Here is a 16,908-nt window from a genome sequence, read left to right on the forward strand (position 1 = left end):
CCCGGCCAGCCATGACCCGTGCGGCGCCAGCGTGTATGGGCTGCACTCGCCTTGGTGGCCGAACGGCAACCGGCAGTCGAAACGGGGTCCGTCGCGCCGTTGAGGGCGACGGCAGCGCCGTTCGGAGCTCACTGGCTGCTCGTGGGGATGGAGGCGAGCGGGCCGGGCACCTGCCGGTCGACGATGCTGTACCGTTCTTCGCTGTCTTCAGCTCGCTGGACCGCAAAGTACAAATCGACGGCAGCCCGGTCGTCCTCGGGCGGCTCATCAGAAACACCGTAAGCCGCGGCATGCTCGGACTCGCTCGCGTACCCCCAGCGCTTGCGCACCTCTTCGGCCAGACTGCTGAGGGCCTCCTTCTCGCTGAGGAAGACGGCGGCCTCGGCGTCCTGGATCACGTTGAACCCGTGCAGCAACACCCAGACCGTCGTCTCCGCCAGAGCTGCCGCAACCAGGCGCGGAAGGAGCACCGGCTGCAGCCGGAAGCGCTCCTGCGGCCCGGCGGCTGCGAAGAACGCCTCCACCATGCCGTGCACGTCCACGGGCGGACGCGGAGGAAGATCGACGCCGGGCAGCGAACCGACCAGGCTCCACCGGTCGCGCACCGCGGCGGCAAGGTCATCGAAGGCCGCCGCCGACGTGGCGTGCAAGGACACCGTGTCGCGATGCGGCAGGACCGTATGCTGGCTCAGCACCCAAGCCGGTACCGCATCAAGGGGTGGCGGCAGGAAGGTGCCGGCAGGTAGAGCGATCGCGTACGTGTCATCGTCGTCATCCCGCTTCCATCCCGCCCCTTCCAGCTCCAGGTCGCCGACGTTGAAGTTCAGCGCTTCGCCCAGCAGCCGTTCGACGGTGTCGAGGGCCTCCTTCGGCAGGTCCGGAGTGTTGCTGTCGGAGGCGGGGTCCCAGACGCCTGCCGGGTGGGTGATGCGGACCACGGGAACGTGGGCATGCGGCTCCGCGATGCCGACTGCGGCGCTGAAGTCGGCCCAGATCCACCTCGCGTCGGGAAGATGCCGGCGGATCACCTGCGCGGCATGAACCAGGCACCGTCGCAGATGTTCGACGCGGGCCTGGTCGGCTTGGGTCCACGCCTCTTGTACGTAGGCGTTCAACGCAGCATCGGATGCGCCAGCGGATGGGGGTGACGTGGAGGTTGTCATCTTCGTCCTTCAACCGGCTCGAGGGTGGAGGTCGCAGGGGTGGGCCGCAGGCTTGACGGTGCTGGCGGGACGGCGTCGCCGGGCTCGTGGCCGATGCCGGTGATGCCGGCCTGAGCCAGCACGTGCCTAGCGAACTCTGCGGTTACGGGCGGGCCGGCGCTGAGACCGTTGTAGTTGCGGACGTGTTCGTCATAGCCGCTCAGGTGCGGCACCAGGCGGGCCCATTCCGCGTCCGTGAGGGCACGGTGGTGCGTTTCGGCGAAGTGGTCGTCCCACCACGGGCGGTCCAGGTGAGCGATGGCGATCTGGCCGACGCGGCCCAGGTCGTGCAGCGCCTGGATGGCATCGCCGTTATAGTGCCGGTCGAGGAAGGCGCGCAGCAGCTGTTCGCGGGACGTTTCGTTGCCGTGGGCCTCGGTGTCCGCCGGCGGCGGGGCCGCGGAGTCAGGCGACCTGTTCGTCCTTCCGCGGTCGAACACGGGTATGTCGTCGACGTCGATCAGCAGCGGTACGGCGTAGTCGGCATGGTGCTGGCGCAGGTTCGTCCAGGCATCGGCCAGGTTGACCGCGACGTGCACGGCCTGCTGTTCGACGTCGAGGTAAGTACGGACCAAAACACCGCCCACGCTGCTGCTTGGGACGTGGTCGCGGCGGGACCGGGGACGGAGCAGGGCGGCACTGTTGACGCTGTCGCAGAACCGTGAGCTGGTCAGATCATTGCCGCCGTCGAGCTGCTGATGAGCGGGGGGATAGCTGGCGATGACGGCGTTCAGGATGGAGACTCGTTCATCGATGTCCAGCCAGACGGACTCCAGGCTCGACGGCAAAGCCCCGACCAGGCTGGCCGGCAGATGCTGCTCAGCCAGTTCTTGGACCTCCAACCGCATCTGCGGGAAGTCGGTGAGCGCAGCCTGGCTGAGCAGCAGGGCTTTCCAGGTCAAGATGTCCAGTGCGGCCGATAGCGAGCAGTTGGCCTCAAGACGTTCACGCGCCGCCTGCGCCGGGGTGCTGCTGGGATAGACGAGTTCAGAGCCCTTCGGGATCGAGAAGGGGATGGCCACGGGGAGATCCTCCGGTGCGGGTCATGCCGCTGCGCCAGGGCGCCGGGCGGGCGAACGGGGTATGTGGGGGCGCCGGGCGGGCTTCTCGGCGGCCGCCGGTAGCGTCGTGCGCCCGATGCTGCTCTGCATGCGAAGGCCGGCTCATGGCGTGGTGTCGGGCACGTACTCGGTCCCGACGGCTGCCCGCAGTTCGTCCCGCACGGGCATCAACGTCAGTTCCGCGGCGTCGTCGAAGGGATCCATGAACAGCTGCTGCTCCTGCGTTGCCCCCTTCTCGTACTCCAGGGTGTACAGGCCGGTGGCGTCCTTGTTGGCCGGGCTGGCTCCCACGACGAGTTGGTGACGACGTCCCCATCGGGTTTCTTAGTTGGGGATGTCGGCGACGATGGTCCACTCGTCGAGGATGTCGCCGACGCTCTGGCGCAGCAGCATGCGGGCAGCAACCGCCGCCATCGTCACCGGCAATCGCGGCTGAGTCGGTGCTTCTGCTGCTGGCCGTGTGCCGAAGAACAGCCAACCGGTGTGGTTCAACACGGGGCAGATCGCGGTGGCGACGACCTCCCCTGAGATGATCGCGCCAGTGTCGAGAGCGGCGACGAAACTGTGCACCACCTCGCCGGACTCGATGCGCTCACCCTGCTGCAGGAATGGGGTGAGGGCCGCGTCGACGGCGCGGCCCTCGTCGGGATAACCGCCGTCGATCACCGGTAGAGCGGCCACGATCCGCCGTCTCATGCCAGCGATGGGAAGCGCACCGCAGACGCCCTCTGGCAGGTGTGCGCCCGCCAGGAGGGTGGGGTACTGCTGCAACGCTGCCTCGAGGGGCATCAGCGTGCTGCTGAGCACGACGTAGCCGTGGGTGAGGCCGAGCGTGGCGCGATCGTGCAGGCGGCCGTCAGCGCCGATAGGGATGTCGCTGTCGCCGATGTCGGCCTCGTGTGCCTCTTGGTAGGCGGTGTCGACGTCAGATCCCAGGACGTACCGGTTCCAAGCCGGTCGGGGGAGAGGGGGCGGCGGGATGGTCACGAGCCTCCCCGTCTGTGATGGACGTGGCCTTGCACGTGCGCTGTGGGATGAGCCGGCGTCTCGTCCTTGATCGGAACTCCCTTGCTCTGTGACGCAGGGGAGGGGCCGGGGATACCGTCTTCCGGCAGCACGGCCGGGTGATCGAGCGGGATACCTGCGAGCTCGGCAGTGGATCGGGAGATACGGGCAGGCCCCGTGTAGTTCTCCAGGAGCGCGCGCAGTCTCGCGGCGAGCTCGTCAAGGTCGTCAGGCTTTCGGGGTTGCTTACGCCGCTCTTCAGCCCCGGCTGTCATGGCGCGCACCTCATCCACATAAAGGCCGCCTTCGCCCCAGTCGGGGTGGGTGTACATTTCGCGGCCATCAGGGCCGATGACGATGCCGAAGTCGTCCACGTTTCCTTCTGCGGTCCGAATGAGCTCTTGCCGGGTGTGAGTGGTGGAGATCCGGGCTCGCCCGGGTGGCCTCTCTTCCATGGGAGAGCGAGCACCTGGGCCGAGCCCGGATTCCGTGCCGGAGGTCAGAACGGTGGCTCCTGTGCGCAGCGGGCCACCGCGGTGTCATGGTCGTGGCCGCTGCTGCGCAGGGTCGTGTACCGGCCCAGGTGGGAATGGCCCAAGGCTTCTGGCACGCGCATGATCTCCGCGTGCGTGGCCACCTTCCGAGCCTGCACATACGCAAAGACCTGCAGGTCGGTCAGGGCGAGTTCGGCGGCATGCTCGGTCGGCACTCCGGCGTCGCTTGCCATGATGTAGCGCAAGACCCTGAGGGGATCACCGAGCTCGCCGGGGACACCCGTCCTCCTCTTGCGAGCGTGCCTCTTCAGGATCAGCCTGATCGGCCAGCTGGTTAGGGGCCTCAATGCTCTCAGGGCCTGCCGATGCGTGGCGCCATCGAACCGGGCGTCGTAGTAGAAGCGCGCGTCGATTCTCTTGGCCACGACCTCCGCCAATTCAGCGTAGGTGGCGCCACCGGACATCATGCTCCTGATAGCGAGGCGGCCCATCCAGTCCAGACCGGCGAGCCACAACCCATGAAGATCGGCTCCCGGACCATGCTTCTTGATCAGTTCCAGGCCGGATACGTGGGCCACGACGAACGCTTTGCGGACCTGGACCGTAGCTCCTTCGCTGTGCAGGAGGTCCCGCTGGTGGTAGGCCAGCAGGAGGAGGTCGTCCGCGGGCAGGATGTCGAAGGGGGTAGCGTGCCACAGCTCGGCGGCCGGGTCTTCTTCGGTGGTGGCCAGGTGCAGGCCGCACGGGTACGGCGCGATGCTGGGGCACGTGGCGGTGGCCCAGGTTCCGGGTCGGGAGAACCGGAAGCCGGTTCCGGCGACGAATTCCCCGTGTCGGTCGCGCGTCACCGGGGTCAGAGCCCAGCTGGTCGTGTGGGGCGGCAGGGTGTGGTTGCCGGTGCGGACGATGACGTGCAGCAGGTTCGTGTGCGACAGGCCTGCAACACCGACGGTGGGCTTCAGCATGGCTTCCTCCCGGGGAAAGTCCAGGTCCTGATGGGTGTGCGCCCTGACCCCAGAGGTCTCGGCGCCTGGATCCCCGGGATCGCGCGGCCGCGGAACGGGTCAAGGGTCGCCGGAGGCGTGCCCTTGACCCGTGCAGAGGGTGCGCGATAGATCCAGGTGTGGCGCCGAGCACCAGTGCAAACGCGGGTCGAGTTCGGCCACGAGTCCGGGACGGCCGGCGTCCAGGGAGCAGGGAAGGCCTGCGGCGGCCCGGGCGGCGAGCGTCAGTCAGTCAATGGGTCCCCGGTCATCCCACGTGATGGTTACTCTCCACCGGCCGGGGCGCGTCGGGTGCTCATCAGCGGTGGCCACGGCACGTCGCAGGTCGTCCTGGTAGTCGTAGTCGATCCAGGCGAGCACCCGCAGTTCGGCTTCTTCGCCGCTGGCGGCGTCGATCGTGTATTCCGAGGTGAGGGTGCGCTCTTCGTGGGTGCCGGTGCATCCGTGGGATTCGGCGTTCCAGCGGTTGTCCGGAATCGGCGGAAACGGCCGTTTGTAGGGGGTTGGCAGGACGCCGGTCCTTTCTCTTGGTGGGCGTGCTGGGCAGGTGTCCCATTGGTGCGCGACTCCTCCGTTGCTGCTCAGGGCAACCGGTGGGTCGCTGGCGGCTTCGAGCAGGGAATCGGGGGAGCGCGATGTCCGCTCGGGTGCGCACGCAGGGGCGGTCAGTCCTGGGGAAGCCTTTCGCAACGGGGCTGGCCACCCCTACACTCACTACTCAGCGGATATGAAAGGCAGCACTCCGTTAGAGTGGGTGCTGGGTGCGATCAGTCCGGAGGACCAGTCCATGGCGTCAGCGGTGACCGAGCAGACGACCGACCCTGACCCGGGCGAATGGACGTTCACGCTGACTCGGCTGGCGACAGCGGAAACCGCTACACGCCGGAAGCTGTCCCTGCTGCGGATCCGCATGGCCACTTTGCATCTGCAGGCAGCGGAACTCGAGCAAGACCTGACCCGGTTGGTCATCACGCAAAATGTCGTGAGGTCGCTGGCGCCCGAGGCCGCACTCTCCTGCGGTGCGCCGCAGCCGGCCAGGGCGGTGAGTGCCAGGCAGCCGTTGACCGAGAGCGACACGCATGTGCTCGCCGTGGTCGCCAGGGGACAGCCCATGCGGGCCAGAGCGATTGCGGGTGCGCTGGGCAGGCCGGACCAGCGCAGCCAGGTGGAGGGCCTGCGACTCCGGCTCAAACGCCTGGTCGCCCGCGGCTGGCTGGTTGAGCACCATCCTGGCCTGTTCTCCCTCGCGGTCCGCGTCGCGGAGCCTCGCGCGCTGGAAGCCGCGTCCTCAGCCCCGCCTTCACAAGGAGAATGACGGGCCCCGGACACTTACGCGAGACGGCGCCTCGGCGACCGCGTTGGCCTGCGCGCCCTGGCGACCAGGAGGGCGCGGGGAGCCTGCTTCACCCTGCCCAGATGTCCAGCAGCGCGACCGCCCGGCGCAGCAGGTCCGGCAGTTCTGTTGTCTCCTCCAGGGTGAGTTGGTCCAGCACCTCGGCGAGATTGCTGGCGGTCTTGGCGGCCAGAATCACCCGGTCGCCGTCCTGCAGATCGCCGGCACCTGCTAGCACAAGAGGTGGCTTCGTCGAGGCCTGTACCCATCCCCGCCCCTCGCCGCAGGCCCGGAGGGTGATCAGATCACCCAGGACGCTGAAATGCGACGACTTGGCCGGCATCGCCAGCCGGTGCAAGGCACGGTGGTACTCGGTGTCGGCGAGCGCGTGATGCTCGGTGGCCTCGGCGCCCAGCAGCTCCGCCCTCGAAGGAGGCCGGCCGATCCCGGCCTGGTCGAGCAAGTCACGGAGCTCGGTGATCCTGCGCGGTACCTGCGGCGGCATCATCTGCCAGTCGTCGCCATACAGGTCGTGAATTCTCACCAAGTCGCGGGCGCCGTACCAGCCGAACGCTCGCATGCTGCCCGCACCGCTGTAGCCGATGGAGAAGTATGTGGCGAGGTTCTCCGCGATCTGAACGGGCGGCAGCACGTACCGGTAGTCCGGGTGGCCGCTGTCCCACGCCAGTCCGGTGGCGGTCCGCCAGAGCGGCAGGTGCGGGACGACGTTGGCCATCAGCCACGGGCTGGCCGCGACGACGGCGAGGTCGACGTCGCGGTTGATCGCGTAGAACTTACGGCCCGCGTCGTCGAGGACCCCGATGCTGATGGTCCCGGCCGGGCCGGGCATAGTCGAGATGAACTCCGTGTCGGGGTAGACAAAGCGCACGTCCAGGTTCTTCCTCATTCTTGGGTCGGTTCAGGGTCCGTTTTCTGCGGCGCAGGCTCCTCAGTGGCCGGCGCATCGTTGCCGACGGCGTCAGCAGGGCACGTGCTCGACGAGGAGATCTCGCCGAGCAGCTCGAGCATCTGGGTCAGGGCGGATGCCGGCGCGGGCAGGCTTGCCGCTCGGGCGTACATCCAGTCCATGAGGGACCATTCGCCGTCCCGGACGGGCGTGATCGCCTGCCGGCGGACCCCGTCCAGACGGATGCCACGCAGGACGTCGGCGTGCCCGTATTTCTCTCCCCAGTCCAACTGGTAGTCCTCGAGCGCATAGGTCGCGGCGAAGACAGGAGGAACGGGATCGCCAGCTCGTGGCCGATACTGCGCCGCTGTCCGCCAGCGGCTGCAGCCGCAGCCGGGATCGCCGCAGCGCAGCGATTCCAGATCGCGCGGAGTGCGGCGATAGTGACTCATCTGCCCGTTGAGCCACGGGCAGGCCCGGATGCTGTAGTCGTGGCAGGCAGGGTGCTGGGCCGGTTGGCTGCTGTACCCGCGCCAGAAGTCGAAGGGACGCACCAGCAGGAGGTACGTGCCGGAGGAGTCGAGGTCGAGGGGCTGCTGGCAGGCCGTGCACAGCCGCTCCATCAGGCAGGCGTTGATCTGGTCGGGGTCGTCGATCCCGAACACGGCAGGCAGCGCCCGGTCGCGGTGGCGAAGGGCGACCGCCGGAACGGCCCGGCCGCCCTGGATGGGACACCCGGCCATGAACTCCGGCACGGGCTCGTGCTGATGCCGGCGGCCGCCGGGCTCGGTGGAGGGGGAGCAGTGGTTCACGCGGCGGCCCCATCGGTGCAAGGCGTGGCCGTGATGTGCACGCTGGCTCGATCGACGAGGACGTGCGGGTGGTTGGCGTGGATCTCGACGGTGCCGGCCAGGGCCGCGTCGAGATCGCGCTCGCGCAGGTGGCTGATCTCGGCCTGGCAGGTGACCGTCAGCGTGACGCACCGCCGATCGTCGTAGGGGGCGAGCCGGAAGGCGGTCAGGAGCTCCTGCAGCCGCGTTCGGGACACGGTTCCGTCTTCGTAGGCGCGGATGGCGTGGGCGCGTGCCTGCTCCAGTTGGTCACCGGCGGCGTCCGCGTGAGCGGCCGCGGCCGTGAGCTCGGCGATGCATGCGGCCTGCTGGCGGGTGACCTCGGCGAGCATCGCCCGGACCAGGAGCGCGTCCGTGGGCTTGGCCAGCAGGGTTCTGATGCTGAAGTCGGCGGGCACGGTCAGCTCGCGTGCGCTAAGGCGGAGCTGGGTCCAGCGGGGAGGGGCGTACTGGGAGGCGGAGCGGTCGGCGTCGGCGACCAGCACCTCCCAGAGTTCGTCATCCAGCCGGCGGCACACCACGCCGAGGCGCTGATGGTGCTCGGCGACCGCCGAGTTCGCGCCGTTGATGATGACCAGCGCGCCGGGCTCCACGGAGCGAGACGGCGCTGGGACAGCGGGCAGGGTCAAGAGGGAAATCCTTGATCTGAGGGAACGTCTGGTCAGCGGGTGTGCCAGGCGGCCACGATGTCCTGGACGGCACGCGGCAGGTCTTCCCTGGCGCAGGTGGCCGTGTGGCCGTGCGCCACGCTGTAGACGTCTGGGCCGCCACCTGGGGAGCTGTCGTCGTAGAGGACGTAGGCGGGCACGACGGTGAAGGTGTCGTCGCGAAGGTTCGCGGCAACGGCGAGAGCTCGCCTGGCGGGTGTTGCCGAGGGGATGTGGAAGCGGAGAACGATGCGCTGGCCGTCGCGGGTGGTGTAGCCGTCGAAGTGGTGGGCGCCGACGGCGTGCAGGGTTTCGGCGCCGATGCTGGCGTGAATGTCGGCCGGCGAGCTGACGGATCGACGTTCGCGGGCGGGCTCGGGGCTGGGCCGGTCGCCGCCCCTGGCCTGCGATCTGCGGTCTCCTCGCTTCTCACTCATCAAAGGGCCGTACGGTCACGGCAAGGGCGGCGCGGCACGCTGCGCATACGCTCTGCCGGACCTCATTGAGGCGTTTGCGCAGATCGGCGACCTGCTCGGCGTACGCGTCGCGGTCCTGTTCGGCTTGGGCCCGGGCTTCGTGAGGGGTGAGTTTGCCTGGGCCGACGCGTTGCACGGTGATGGTGAAGCGTTCATCGGTCGCTCTGCTGGTGAACTCGAACGCCTGCTCAACGTAGTTCGGCGCCGGGCCCAGCATCGCGTGCGCCCAGCTGACGAACACGGCGGTGATCTCTGGAGGCGCTGAGGTGATGATCTCGATGCCGCCGCTTGCGGTGGGCCCCATACCGTGGAGCAGCACCTGGTTGAGCAGCTCTTCGGCTCGGGCGTCTTGGTAGGCCATGGCGGCGGTGAGAACGTCGCGGATCAGTGCGGGCGCGGTCTCAACCGGGAGCCCCGGCCATCGGCCGACGAGGTGGTCAACAATCGTTGCCACCATGTCGGCGTCGTGGTCGGCGTCGTGGTGGTCGGTGAGGACAGCAGAGGAACCGGCGGTGCCGGGCGGCGTGGCGTTGACCGGAAGGGCTGCTGAGTCCGTTGTCTGGTCGTGAGGGTCACGTTCGGGGGCGGTGGTTTCAGCGGTGAAAGGGGGTATGACGCTGCCTATCGTTTCGGCGAGGTGAGTGCAGGACCGGTGGTGTAGCGCGTCATCGCTTGGAATGGATGACGTCGGGCACGTGGGGCCGCTTGTGACCCTGCAGGCAATCGGGTCCGCTATGCGGCCAGCTACGGCTCTGGCCTGCGCGCATTAAGCGCAGGCTGGCGAGGCGAGCGGGACTCGTGGGTCGGTGCGTGGACTCCAGGTGTGCGGTGAACCGGCGGTCAGGGCAGGGACACGGTCCCGGAAATGGACGTGGCCTTGATGTGGAGCCGGTTGCCGGGCTCAGCGGTGACGGTGACATCACCGGAGACGGACGCGGCGGTGATCGTGCCACCGTGCGCGGCATGGACGGAGACCTGGCCGGAAACGGTGGTGATCTCAGCGTTCCCAGCGAGTTCGCGGATATGGACCTCGCCGGAGGTGGTGTCGATGGCAACCTGCTGGGTGCGGCCCACATCGATGCCGCCGGACACCGTGTGCACGATGGCGTCGCGGGCGGTCTTCGCCGACACCTCGCCCGAGGTGGATTTGGCACGGAGCGTCTCGCACGCCTCGGCACGAAGGTTTCCCGACTCGCTGGTGTAGTCGATGGTCCGCACCTGGCCTGTCACCGTGAGGGCCGCCGAGCGGGTGGTCATGTGTACGGCGGAGCCGCGCGGAATCCGGACGTCGGCTTTGACGCCAGGCCGAGCGAGAAGGAGCACTTTGGACCCGTCATCGCTGTTGATCACGCTGTGAATCGTCCCGCACGCTCTCCAGCCCACGTCGCCGTTGTCGGTCACGACAACGCCGGTCGGTCGTGCCCCTTGCTCTACCGTCCAGGCCCAGCGGTAGTCCCCGATGATCTTGCGCAGCCACGCTGGCGCATTTCGCCGTACCTTGCGGACGCGCATGCGGACATCGTTGTCATCGTCGGTGGGTACGCGCAGGGTGACCCGGTCGTCGGCCGCGGTCAGGGTGGCCTGGTCGATGGCTGGGACAGAGGCTGAGGTCGGCGGCACGAGGGTGGTCAGGCTCACTTCGACGGCCGGGACGTCTGCTGCAGTAACGGTGACCTGGCCGGCGGACATGTCCAGAGCCAACCGGACCGGGCCGGGAGCGTGGACCTGAAGGGTACGAGAGATGGGTGCGGACACGACTGCGTGTCTCCTTTCGGTGATGTGACGGCCCCGCGCAGGGCCGCGCGGGGCTCGCTTTGTCAGGCGGCGGCGGGTTACGCCCGGCGCCTGGTTAGCCGGGTGCGCCTGGGTGAGGATCCGGGCTGATTCGGCGTCAGGTGGTGTGCTGCGGGGTGAGGGTTTCGCTGTCAGGCCTCGGGCGCAGCCGTGTGGCGTCGTGGCGAGATCAGGAGGGAGGTATGAGGCGACGTGCGCCGATGCGGGCTTCCCTGGAGCTGCGAAGAGCACCGCCCTCGCGTGGAGCGGGGCTGCCGTCCGGGTGCCGCGGGAAACGGGCGAGCAGCGCTTGCCCGTTTCGCCCAGGTAGCGTCAGTGCGTGAGGCTGGCGCTTTGTGCTATCGCCTGTCGATGCGTGAGGCCCTGGTTGCGGCAGTCGGTGTAGGTCGCCAAGGAGGGAGTCAACCAGTACGCCTCTTCGACCTCTTGCTGGGTGGCGACCCGACGGGCCCGCCGATACTGGTCGATCATGATCCTGGCATCGACGTGATCGAGCACAGTGTCGGCGATCACCGCGAGGTAGCCCACCGCCAGCTGGGGCGACAACCCCTCCCGTAGGGCCCGAAGAAATCGATGCGGGAAGGCCCGCGCGAGGGCGACCTCGGCCTGGGTCGCGCCTGGATAGGTGCCGAAGTAGCCCATGACGCCATCGGCCATCGCGACAACATCCGGGTGCGACTTCCCGGCAAGTAGCGCACAGGCGTAGTCGTCCAGATCGATTCCTCTGCCCACGATCTCGTCCACATGGGCGGAGGTCACACCAAACATGAGTACCAAGCCCGTGGCCGCCGACCCGCCGGACAGTTGGAGACCTCGCAGATCGGCGCCGGTGCCGTAGGCCTGCAGCAGGTCTGCGACATCGATGTCGGCGACCACGTGAAGCCTGCGGACTCGGACGATGGCCCCGTCACAGTCGTCCCGGTCGTTGTCCAGGATGTCGTCCTCGTGGTAGCCGACCAGCATCGGGCGGTTGGCGGGCAGCCCGGCGAAGCTCACTCCGGCCCACAGGGGAGCCGCGTCGTAATCCTCCGTCGTGGCCACCGCGATGCCGGCTGCAGATTCGCAGGAACAGGTCAGCTCGTCATCATGTGCGGGTTCGGCGGCGTCGACACCGCCGACCGCGGGACAGGGCTGACCATTGACGAAGGTACGCTCTGCCGTGGAAGCATCTCGCCGCACGGCGACCAGCCCCCAGCTTGTGGCGCCCGTGGGCAAGGTGTGGCCACCGGTCCTAACGATGACGTCCAGCAGGTTGACGTATTCCTTGTCCAGCAGCTCAACGGTCGGCTTGAGCATGGGCGAACTCCCGTTTCTCTGGTGACGGCGACAACTGTCCTGTCCGGCGCAGCGAGACAGGTCCAGCGCGCGGGAGCAGACGAAAAGCTGTTCCACGGCGCCTGGTTGCGCAGCTCCGCGGCAGCCGCGGAAGGGAGTCAAGGTTCGCCGAAGGCGTGGCCTTGACTCCCGTGCGGGTGCCCGGTACAACCGGGCTGGCGCCGGGGAACAGGTGCCGCCCGTCAGGAGCTTCCGAGAACGGTGTGAGGTCGAGCGATCAGTTCGGCTCGCGTTGCCTATGGCGGCCGCGTGGGCGCTCAGGGCGGGTGGTGAAGCGGTCCCAATCCTCTCGCCGACGTACGGCTTCGGCGATTTCCCAGCAGACTGCGTGGTTCACCGCGGATGCCCATGACGGTGCCTACGGTGTCGCTGACCGGCGCCTGGTTGCGGTGGCACAGGATGACCGTGGGCGTGCAGTGACCTTCGATGTAGGCGCGTTCGGCGTCACCAGGTCCGCTCGGCCGGGTGGATGCCGAGCTGGTCGTAACGCCCGGGCGCGCGGATCAGGGTTTCGGCTTTGTCCGTGACCTGGAGTGCGTTGCCGCGCCGTCGGCGGCACGAGTCCGCGCATACGGCTCGGCCCAGTCCCGCAGCACGTTGATGATCTCCTCGCGCCATCGCATCCCGGCTGGGACGGGTAGTTCGGTGACCAGTTCGGCCGGACGGCCGGTCAGGCCGAAGATCCGGAACACGCAGATCGGCGCAGGGTCGTCGATCGGGGTGGGCGGCCCGTGCCAGGAGGTGGGCTGACGCCACACCGCCCGATAGGTCTGGCCGCGGATGGTGAAGTACCACATTTCTTGCTGCGGGCCGTTCTGCTGGGTCAAGCGCACCGTGCCGCGCCGGACGGCCGGCCGGGGCGGCAGGCTCTCGTGAGCGAACGCTTCCGGGTGGCGCTGGCGGGCCTGCTCAGCGGTCATCTTGTCGCGCACCTGCGCATACGGGACCGTGCCGGAGGTGGGATGACGCATGTGGTACGCCAGCCCGGCCATGGTTTGCAGCTGCGCCGCCGTCGAGGTGAGCGGGTCGGGGACCGTCAGCAGTCTGCGGCCGGCGTGGAGGACCTCGCGCCAGCGGCCGCCGATGAATGCGAAGTCGCCGACGGTGAAGTCGGTTTGCGACCACACCTTTGGCTCATGCGTGGCGCGCGGGTCTTCCCAGTAACTGATGCTTTCACCGCCGCGGTCGGGGCGACGGCTAGGCAGCCGCCGCTGAGGGTGGTTTCTTGGGGATGGCGCGTACCTGTACGTGCGTCGTGGCGGCGCCGTGCTCGATCAGGTGGTCGCGCATGAAGTTGGCGTCCTTGCGGGTGAAAGGCCCGATCCGGATGGTGTCACCCATCGCGCCGCCTTTGAGGATGGTGATCGTGCCGGCCGCTTCGAACAGCTGGCGGCGCTGGTGCCAGTACTCGGCGGCGTCCGGGGAGTAGAAGTTGAGGCCGGTCTCGTTGATCACGACACCCCAGCGCTTGTCGCCCTCAGGCATGGGTGGGGGCGTCCTCTGGCAGGGTGAACGCGGAGCCGGCGTCGGCGGCGGCCAGCTTGTGGCCGACGCCGTGTTCGCTGTGGCACAGGTCGGGGGCGGTCATCTCGTACGCCTTGCGAGGTTGGGCTTCATGATGAGCACGTGGTGCAGGCAGTTGTCGCGCCTTCAGCCGTGTTGTGGCTGCCTCGATCCGGATGGCGCTGCTGTCCGCGTCGAGGCCGACTTGGTGAAGCCGGGCGTGCGGGTTTGGTCCCACCGTGACTGACCCGGTCCCGGACAGTCTTCGTGACCTGCTCGTTGGAGTTGGGCGAGCTCGTGCTCAAGCGCTGCAGGAAGGCCGGCCATTACCAAGGATCCTCATCCGTCCTCAGCTCTGCCACGAGATCGTCCGCCAGGGGCTGGAGATCTCGCCGGTACGAGGCAGGCCACCTGTCGATCTCATCGGCGTTCTCCCAGTCGACGCTGCCGCTGGGCAGAATCGGCGCAGCGAACGCGAAATAGGTGAAGTCGTAGCTGTCCTCGGCCCACACCACCGCCCTTCGAGAGTGATGCACCATGAGGACGGCCCCGGCGTGCAGCGTGCACTCCGGATCCCGCAGATGCGGAGCGTCGGGCCGTTTCACGGCGTCGGCGATGTAGGGCGGAAACAGCACCTGGTATGCGGTTCGATCGTTGGTCAGTACGGCGTAGCCGGCACCTTCGGGGCTGTCGCGGGACAGTGCCGGCCCGTCGTAGCTGACGGCGATACTGAGGTCGATGCGTTCGTGACGGTCGGCGTAGGCGGCCAGCATGCGGCGGTTGTCGCCAGTGAGGATCACGCGCGCGGTATGGCCAGTGCCTTCGATCGCGCTGTGCCGGTCGGGGAGCCAGAACACCCGATCGGACGTAGGCGCCACCACCAGCATGCGGCCAAAACTCGGGGACTCTTCGAAGTCGACGTTGATCGTGTACAGAGAACCTTCCAGCCCTGAAGGATGTCGGCGACACGGCCCGGCGGCCTCGCCGCCTGCCGCTCATGGAGAAGATGGGCTCCCCAGCTCCGCTGGGGCGCGGGGCCGGGCAGCGCTCGCCCGGAGTTCACGTGGGCGCCAGCCACCTAGGAGAGGCGTTCATCCCAGCACGTCGGGCAGCACCAGGGATTGGTGCCAGGCTCTGCCATGCTGATGCGACGGGCGTCGCCCGCGGCCACGCCACGGTGGCACAGGCGGCAGAAGATGCCGACATCCGACGTCGGCTCGGGCGGCCGGTGCGTACGAACGGCGCCGATCCACACCCGCCGCCATTCCTGCACCATCGCCTGATGATGGTCACTCCATCCGGGCATGTGCAGGTTCAGCAGCCGACTGTGCTCCTTCTTGCCCAGCCGGCGACCTGCCTGGACATGGCACATCTCGCGAACCATCAGATACGTCACGTGCGGCACCCGCAGCTGCGCCGCGGCCCAATGCACGGTCACGGCCGGCTTCGATCCGAGCCGAACTGCGGACTGCTCCTCGCCGAGGTCGTCGACTCGGAAGGCCACCGGTTGGTGCAAGCCGAACCGCGGATGCCAGACCGTGCTGGTCTCGGTCAGATGGTCCGACAGCCGCTGGCTGTACCAGGTGATGAGAGAGCGGGCGTCGCGGGCGTGTCGGCGCTGCAGCCGCAGCCACCCGGACGGGTTGTCCTCCAGGTGCACGGCAGGCCCGTCGTCGTCGACCAGGCGGAGGCGGTGGTGACGTCCGAGCCAGGGGAAGTTCTCGCCGCCGACGAGTTCCTTCACCGGGTGATCGGGGGCGGTCTCACGGGCGAGCCGGACGTTCTTGGCCAGCCACAAGACCCTGCTCCTGGCGGCCTCGACGATGTCGTCAAGGCTGCTGTCAGGGGGAGCGCTGACGGCCGAGGCATCACGCTCGACGGTCAGGCCGATGGTGGTACGGCGCGGGTTGACGCGTATGTGCCACGTCCAGCGGGCGCTGACGGTGAGCAGGGCACTTTCGAGCAGGGCGATGTCGATCGCGGTCGCGTCAGGGATGACGGTGCTCCTTCCGGTGTTCGGACAAGCCGCCGAGCGCGACGGCGTAGGCGCCTGTTTCGCGCGGCGGGGAAACCTCGGCAGAGGACGTCATGGCGTTGGGACCGGCGCCGCCCATCGATAGGCGCCACGCCGGCCGGACGCGTCTTCCGGCTGCTGCCCTGTGGCCGTGCGGGCGTCCATCTGCCGAGAGGCGACGCGGGTCGATTGGTTGACGGCATTGCGCCGGGCGACGGTGGAGCGTCGCGGGCACATGTGGTGATCCATACGATCCGGCTGCGGGCACCGGCCTGCAGCGGAGTAGACGGTGTCCGAGCACACGCACCGCGTACCGTCCCCCAAGGCAGTGACATGCGCGGGCTGGCCGACCAGGATCGCTCTGCCCTCGTGAAGGATCTGATTACAGCCTTCCGCTTCCTGGGAGGTCGCGGGGCCGGGCACGGCTCCTATCGGCCGGCCGAGCCGCTCGGCATGCCGGAAGGTGCTCATGGTTCCGCTGCGTGGCCGCATCTCGGCGACGACGACGATTTGCCCGAGAGCAGCTGCCAGCCTGTTGCGGGCAAGGAGCCGGCCTGCACTTTCGCGGGTGTCCGGCGGATACTCACTCACCACGGCGCCCTGCGTGATGATCGCGTCGAACAGGTCGCGGTGCTCAGCGGGGAAGCAGACGTCGACGCCGGTGCCGAGCACGGCGACGGTCGTTGCTTCGACGGCCAGCGCACCCTCGTGCACGGCCCTGTCGATTCCGCGGGCGAGGCCCGAGATGATCGTGTGGCCGCGCCGGCCGAGCTCTTGGGCGATTTCGCCGGCCATGTGCCGCCCGTAGGCGGTGGCGGCGCGAGATCCGACGATCGTCGCCGACCGGGTGCCGCACTCGCGAAGATCGGCCGGTCCGCGTACCCACACCCCCAGCGGTTGATGCCAGCCGAGGTCGGTCAGCAGCGGCGGCCATTCCCGGCTGTCTGGAGTCAGGAAGCGGGCCGAGACCTTCTCGGCTGCTGACAGATCGGCGAACGGATCGACGTCTTGGACGGCGGCCCGCCAGCGCGCCACCCGTTGCGCGTTCTCGCGGGCGTCGGCCATGCTGTCGAGTTCGGGGAGACCGCGCCGGCGCGGATGTCGCGTAGAGCCGCGACCGCTCCCACGGCGTGCACAACACGTTGCAGCAGGGACACATCGGACACGTCGTGGATGGCATGCGACAGGGCAATCCGTGACAGCGTCTCGAGCTCTTCCAAGAGGGTTCCCTTTCCGATGATGTGTGCCGCGCCGGGGCTGGTCCCGGCGCTGGGGAGTCGGG

Annotated in this window: 20 protein-coding genes; 1 reads left to right on the forward strand and 19 read right to left on the reverse strand. The window is 68.4% G+C overall.

The genetic code is table 11. The features are described from left to right. Positions 1-128: 128 nt before the first annotated feature. From AB0J09_RS32030 to AB0J09_RS32060, 7 genes are all read right to left on the reverse strand, one after another. Complete coding sequence (locus AB0J09_RS32030) at positions 129-938, reverse strand: hypothetical protein (protein WP_360699050.1); 810 nt, start codon at positions 936-938, stop codon at positions 129-131. Positions 939-1,159: 221 nt separating this feature from the next. Beyond that, positions 1,160-2,224: a hypothetical protein gene (locus AB0J09_RS32035; RefSeq protein WP_360699053.1), complete on the reverse strand. Its 1,065-nt coding sequence runs from the start codon at positions 2,222-2,224 to the stop codon at positions 1,160-1,162. Between the two features lie 141 nt (positions 2,225-2,365). Next, positions 2,366-2,554: a hypothetical protein gene (locus AB0J09_RS32040; RefSeq protein ID WP_360699054.1), complete on the reverse strand. Its 189-nt coding sequence runs from the start codon at positions 2,552-2,554 to the stop codon at positions 2,366-2,368. A gap of 33 nt (positions 2,555-2,587) precedes the next feature. Beyond that, positions 2,588-3,250: a hypothetical protein gene (locus AB0J09_RS32045; protein WP_360699056.1), complete on the reverse strand. Its 663-nt coding sequence runs from the start codon at positions 3,248-3,250 to the stop codon at positions 2,588-2,590. After that, entirely contained in the window at positions 3,247-3,642 is a 396-nt protein-coding gene (locus AB0J09_RS32050; RefSeq protein ID WP_360699058.1) for a hypothetical protein, read from the reverse strand. The genes AB0J09_RS32045 and AB0J09_RS32050 overlap by 4 nt, the downstream gene beginning before the upstream one ends. A gap of 125 nt (positions 3,643-3,767) precedes the next feature. Then, a complete protein-coding gene (locus tag AB0J09_RS32055) occupies positions 3,768-4,727 on the reverse strand; it encodes a hypothetical protein (RefSeq protein ID WP_360699060.1) in 960 nt (319 codons plus the stop codon). A 267-nt stretch (positions 4,728-4,994) separates the two neighbouring features. Next, positions 4,995-5,456, reverse strand: coding sequence for a hypothetical protein (locus AB0J09_RS32060; RefSeq protein WP_360699062.1), 462 nt, complete (start codon positions 5,454-5,456; stop codon positions 4,995-4,997). Positions 5,457-5,553: 97 nt separating this feature from the next. Between AB0J09_RS32060 and AB0J09_RS32065 the strand changes: the two genes are divergently transcribed. Continuing rightward, a complete protein-coding gene (locus AB0J09_RS32065; RefSeq protein WP_360699064.1) occupies positions 5,554-6,081 on the forward strand; it encodes a hypothetical protein in 528 nt (175 codons plus the stop codon). 88 nt (positions 6,082-6,169) lie between these two features. Here the strand turns inward: AB0J09_RS32065 and AB0J09_RS32070 are convergent, their stop codons facing one another. From AB0J09_RS32070 to AB0J09_RS32125, 12 genes are all read right to left on the reverse strand, one after another. After that, a complete protein-coding gene (locus AB0J09_RS32070) occupies positions 6,170-7,006 on the reverse strand; it encodes a hypothetical protein (RefSeq protein WP_360699066.1) in 837 nt (278 codons plus the stop codon). Next, positions 7,003-7,818, reverse strand: a complete 816-nt coding sequence (locus AB0J09_RS32075) for a hypothetical protein (RefSeq protein ID WP_360699068.1) — start codon at positions 7,816-7,818, stop codon at positions 7,003-7,005. The genes AB0J09_RS32070 and AB0J09_RS32075 overlap by 4 nt, the downstream gene beginning before the upstream one ends. Beyond that, complete coding sequence (locus AB0J09_RS32080) at positions 7,815-8,486, reverse strand: hypothetical protein (RefSeq protein WP_360699069.1); 672 nt, start codon at positions 8,484-8,486, stop codon at positions 7,815-7,817. The genes AB0J09_RS32075 and AB0J09_RS32080 overlap by 4 nt, the downstream gene beginning before the upstream one ends. A gap of 32 nt (positions 8,487-8,518) precedes the next feature. Further along, a complete protein-coding gene (locus tag AB0J09_RS32085) occupies positions 8,519-8,941 on the reverse strand; it encodes a hypothetical protein (protein ID WP_360699071.1) in 423 nt (140 codons plus the stop codon). Next, positions 8,934-9,437: a hypothetical protein gene (locus tag AB0J09_RS32090; protein ID WP_360699073.1), complete on the reverse strand. Its 504-nt coding sequence runs from the start codon at positions 9,435-9,437 to the stop codon at positions 8,934-8,936. The genes AB0J09_RS32085 and AB0J09_RS32090 overlap by 8 nt, the downstream gene beginning before the upstream one ends. Before the next feature lie 383 nt (positions 9,438-9,820). Further along, the gene (locus AB0J09_RS32095; protein ID WP_360699075.1) at positions 9,821-10,735 is read right to left on the reverse strand and encodes a DUF4097 family beta strand repeat-containing protein; all 915 of its coding nucleotides are present in this window, start codon (positions 10,733-10,735) and stop codon (positions 9,821-9,823) included. Between the two features lie 351 nt (positions 10,736-11,086). Next, a complete protein-coding gene (locus AB0J09_RS32100) occupies positions 11,087-12,070 on the reverse strand; it encodes a hypothetical protein (RefSeq protein ID WP_360699077.1) in 984 nt (327 codons plus the stop codon). Between the two features lie 542 nt (positions 12,071-12,612). Beyond that, positions 12,613-13,236, reverse strand: a complete 624-nt coding sequence (locus AB0J09_RS32105) for a hypothetical protein (RefSeq protein ID WP_360699079.1) — start codon at positions 13,234-13,236, stop codon at positions 12,613-12,615. A 70-nt stretch (positions 13,237-13,306) separates the two neighbouring features. Beyond that, complete coding sequence (locus tag AB0J09_RS32110; protein WP_360699081.1) at positions 13,307-13,594, reverse strand: hypothetical protein; 288 nt, start codon at positions 13,592-13,594, stop codon at positions 13,307-13,309. A gap of 344 nt (positions 13,595-13,938) precedes the next feature. Then, complete coding sequence (locus tag AB0J09_RS32115; RefSeq protein WP_360699083.1) at positions 13,939-14,499, reverse strand: hypothetical protein; 561 nt, start codon at positions 14,497-14,499, stop codon at positions 13,939-13,941. Positions 14,500-14,690: 191 nt separating this feature from the next. Continuing rightward, positions 14,691-15,692, reverse strand: coding sequence for a YgjP-like metallopeptidase domain-containing protein (locus AB0J09_RS32120; protein ID WP_360699087.1), 1,002 nt, complete (start codon positions 15,690-15,692; stop codon positions 14,691-14,693). A gap of 6 nt (positions 15,693-15,698) precedes the next feature. After that, positions 15,699-16,691: a DNA-processing protein DprA gene (locus AB0J09_RS32125; protein WP_360699085.1), complete on the reverse strand. Its 993-nt coding sequence runs from the start codon at positions 16,689-16,691 to the stop codon at positions 15,699-15,701. Between the last annotated feature and the right edge of the window lie 217 nt (positions 16,692-16,908).

It is taken from the genome of Nonomuraea sp. NPDC049784 (assembly GCF_040659615.1).
Lineage (GTDB): Bacteria > Actinomycetota > Actinomycetes > Streptosporangiales > Streptosporangiaceae > Nonomuraea.

Coding starts and splice junctions, on each gene's coding strand:
- AB0J09_RS32055 (WP_360699060.1), bottom strand. CDS start 4,727: ATGCTGAAGCCCACCGTCGGTGTTGCAGGCCTGTCGCACACGAACCTG.
- AB0J09_RS32065 (WP_360699064.1), top strand. CDS start 5,554: ATGGCGTCAGCGGTGACCGAGCAGACGACCGACCCTGACCCGGGCGAA.
- AB0J09_RS32070 (WP_360699066.1), bottom strand. CDS start 7,006: ATGAGGAAGAACCTGGACGTGCGCTTTGTCTACCCCGACACGGAGTTC.
- AB0J09_RS32085 (WP_360699071.1), bottom strand. CDS start 8,941: ATGAGTGAGAAGCGAGGAGACCGCAGATCGCAGGCCAGGGGCGGCGAC.
- AB0J09_RS32090 (WP_360699073.1), bottom strand. CDS start 9,437: ATGGTGGCAACGATTGTTGACCACCTCGTCGGCCGATGGCCGGGGCTC.
- AB0J09_RS32100 (WP_360699077.1), bottom strand. CDS start 12,070: ATGCTCAAGCCGACCGTTGAGCTGCTGGACAAGGAATACGTCAACCTG.
- AB0J09_RS32110 (WP_360699081.1), bottom strand. CDS start 13,594: ATGCCTGAGGGCGACAAGCGCTGGGGTGTCGTGATCAACGAGACCGGC.
- AB0J09_RS32115 (WP_360699083.1), bottom strand. CDS start 14,499: ATGCTGGTGGTGGCGCCTACGTCCGATCGGGTGTTCTGGCTCCCCGAC.
- AB0J09_RS32125 (WP_360699085.1), bottom strand. CDS start 16,691: ATGGCCGACGCCCGCGAGAACGCGCAACGGGTGGCGCGCTGGCGGGCC.